The organism is Aeromicrobium sp. PFPM2_SD2 (genome assembly GCF_057364525.1).
In genome coordinates, this window is sequence record NZ_JBNFNZ010000323.1 from 1 (window position 1) to 2,870 (window position 2,870).

5 protein-coding genes are annotated in these 2,870 nt (G+C 72.2%); all 5 read left to right on the plus strand.

Annotated elements, in window-relative coordinates; genetic code table 11:
* A partial coding sequence (locus AC2W7G_RS12900; protein ID WP_485868796.1) for an acetoin utilization protein AcuC occupies window positions 1–1,130 on the plus strand: 1,130 nt, incomplete at its 5' end.
* Entirely contained in the window at window positions 1,127–1,258 is a 132-nt protein-coding gene (locus tag AC2W7G_RS12905) for a hypothetical protein (RefSeq protein ID WP_485868797.1), read from the plus strand. The genes AC2W7G_RS12900 and AC2W7G_RS12905, both read left to right, overlap by 4 nt.
* Before the next feature lie 137 nt (window positions 1,259–1,395).
* Window positions 1,396–1,581: a helix-turn-helix domain-containing protein gene (locus AC2W7G_RS12910; protein ID WP_485868798.1), complete on the plus strand. Its 186-nt coding sequence runs from the start codon at window positions 1,396–1,398 to the stop codon at window positions 1,579–1,581.
* A gap of 88 nt (window positions 1,582–1,669) precedes the next feature.
* Complete coding sequence (locus AC2W7G_RS12915) at window positions 1,670–1,771, plus strand: 30S ribosomal protein bS22 (protein WP_019143756.1); 102 nt, start codon at window positions 1,670–1,672, stop codon at window positions 1,769–1,771.
* A gap of 20 nt (window positions 1,772–1,791) precedes the next feature.
* On the plus strand, window positions 1,792–2,763 hold the full coding sequence (locus AC2W7G_RS12920; protein WP_485868799.1) for an NAD-dependent epimerase/dehydratase family protein: 972 nt from the start codon (window positions 1,792–1,794) through the stop codon (window positions 2,761–2,763).
* Window positions 2,764–2,870 lie beyond the last annotated feature (107 nt).

Below are 2,870 nucleotides of genomic sequence, written 5' to 3' on the forward strand. Positions count from 1 at the left end.
ACGGCGTCGCGCGCGGCGGCCGGCCGCGTCGGCCGAGCTCTCCGGACCGGGCGCATGAGCGAGGCCGCGCCGCCGCAGAAGACCGACCCGGACCGGTCGTCGTCGTCTTCGACGAGCAGATGACGCAGTACGACTTCGGCGCCCACCACCCGATGGCGCCGGTGCGGGTCGATCTGACGATGATGCTCGCCGAGGAGCTCGGCGTGCTCGAGCAGGTCGACGTCGTGGGCGCGACCGCCGCGACCGAGGACGACCTCGTCCGGCTGCACACCCCGGCCTACGTCGAGCGGGTCGAGAAGCTCAGCAACCACCCGGTCTACACCGAGCCCGGCTACGGCCTGGGCACCGAGGACAACCCGGTCTTCGCCCACATGCACGAGGCGAGCGCGCTCATCGCCGGTGCCAGCATCGAGGCCGCGCGACAGGTCTGGACCGGCCAGGCCCGCCACGCGGTCAGCGTCTGCGGCGGCCTGCACCACGCCATGCCCGGCAAGGCCAGCGGGTTCTGCATCTACAACGACGTCGCGCTGGCCATCGCCTGGCTGCTCGACCACGGGGCGAAGAAGGTCGCCTACGTCGACGTCGACGCCCACCACGGCGACGGCGTCCAGACGATGTTCTGGGACGACCCGCGCGTGCTGACCATCTCGATCCACGAGGGGCCGCAGACGCTGTTCCCGGGCACCGGCTACGCCACCGAGACCGGCGGTGAGGGCGCCGAGGGCTCGGCGATCAACGTCGCGCTGCCGCCTGCGACGTCCGACGCGGGCTGGATGCGCGCCTTCCACGCCGTCGTGCCGCAGGCCCTGCGCGAGTTCGCCCCGGACGTCCTGGTCACCCAGCACGGCTGCGACTCGCACATGAACGACCCGCTCACCAACCTCATGCTCAGCGTCGACGGCCAGCGCGCGTCCTACCTCGCCCTGCGCGACCTGGCCGACGAGCTGTGCGGCGGCCGCTGGGTCTCCACCGGCGGCGGCGGGTACGCGGTGCTGGACGTCGTGCCGCGCGCATGGAGCCACCTCATCGCCGTCGTCGGCGGCACCCCGCTCGACGCCGACACCCCGACCCCCGAGCGGTGGCGGGCCCGGTGGCCGAGCTGCGCGGCGCCGAGGCCCCCACGCGCATGACCGACGGCCGCATGCCCACCTTCCGCGACTGGCGCGAGGGCTACGACCCGGCCAGCTGGCTGGACCGCTCGATCATGGCCACGCGCAGCGCCGTGTTCCCGCTGCTGGGCCTCGATCCCCAGCCCTGAACCGTCCGGTGGGAAAAGTTCGGATTTCGGCTACCGCGGCGACTCCGGAGCCACTACTCTCTGCTCAGGCACGCGCGCACTCTCCGGTGGGGAAGCCGGAGCGCGCGCGTGCCGTTCACCTTCCAGGAGGACGCGACATGGTCGAGCCCACGCGTTTCATGACCGTGGCCGAGGTCGCCTCCCAGATGCGCGTGTCCAAGATGACCGTGTACCGGCTCGTCCACTCCGGCCAGCTCGAGGCCGTGCGCGTCGGCCGCTCGTTCCGGGTGCCCGAGCACGCCGTCGAGACGTACCTGAAGAACTCCTACTTCCAGGCCGGCTGAGCCCGAGATCCCGGCCTGGCTGGTCGTTCCTGGCCTGCTGCCCGTACGCTGGGGACTCGCAATTGACTCAGTCGTCAGAAGGTGGACCGTGGGTTCTGTCATCAAGAAGCGTCGCAAGCGGATGTCGAAGAAGAAGCACCGCAAGATGCTCAAGCGCACGCGCGTGCAGCGCCGCCGTCTGGGCAAGTGAGCCGGACGGGCCTGTAGACCATGGGCCGCGTCGTCCTGGTGACCGGGCTCTCGCGCGACATCGCCTCGCGATTCGCGCGGCTGCTCGCTGACCAGGGGGACGCGCTCGGGATCGACAAGGTCGTCGGTGTCGACGTCACGCCGCCGAGGGAGGACCTCGGCGGCGTGAAGTTCGTCCGGGCCGACATCCGCACGCCGGTGATCGCGAAGGTCATCGCGGTCGAGGACGTCGACACCGTCGTCCACCTCGACCTGGGCCCGGCGCACGGCCGCGGCGCGGCCAAGGAGCTCAACGTCATCGGGACGATGCAGCTGCTGGCCGCCTGCCAGCGGGTCTCGCAGGTCACCACGTTCGTCCTGGGCTCCTCGACGGCCGTCTACGGCACGTCCGCCCGCAGCCCCGCGCTGTTCACCGAGTCGTCGGTGGCCCGCGGCGGCGTCCGGTCCGGCTTCCCGAAGGACGTCTGCGAGGTCGAGGGCTACGTCCGCGGGTTCGCCCGCCGCCGTCCCGACGCGCGCATCGTGACCCTGCGCAGCGCCCAGGTGCTCGACGCCGGCGCCCCGCTGGGCACCTACTTCGCCAACCCGGTGCTGCCGACGGTGATGGGCTACGACCCCCGCCTGCAGTTCCTGCACCCGCACGACGCCCTCGAGGTGCTGCGGCTGTCCGTGGTCGACGAGGGCTTCGCCGGCACGTTCAACGTCGCCGGCGACGGGGTGGTGCTGCTGTCGCAGGCGGTGCGCCGGCTCGGTCGTCCGGTCGTGCCGTTCCCGCCGGTCGGGTTCAGCGCCGCGGCCCGCACGATGCTGCGGGCGATGGGGTCGGACATCACGCCCGACCTGCACCGTCTGCTCATGCACGGACGCGTGGTCGACACGACCGCGCTGCGCACGATCGCCGGCTACACGCTGGCCTACACGAGCGCCGAGGCGTTCTCGATGTTCGCGGCCGGCCTCCAGCCCGGGCTGCTCAGTGCGAGGGGAGTCTCGTGAACGACGACCATCGCGACGTGCCGCTGGGCACGTCCGGAGGCGCCGGCCGCGGATCACGCCAGGGCACGACGCCCTCGTCCGCCGCCCGGTCCCTGGCCGGCGGCGCC

Coding starts and splice junctions, on each gene's coding strand:
- AC2W7G_RS12905 (WP_485868797.1), top strand. CDS start 1,127: ATGACCGACGGCCGCATGCCCACCTTCCGCGACTGGCGCGAGGGCTAC.
- AC2W7G_RS12910 (WP_485868798.1), top strand. CDS start 1,396: ATGGTCGAGCCCACGCGTTTCATGACCGTGGCCGAGGTCGCCTCCCAG.
- AC2W7G_RS12920 (WP_485868799.1), top strand. CDS start 1,792: ATGGGCCGCGTCGTCCTGGTGACCGGGCTCTCGCGCGACATCGCCTCG.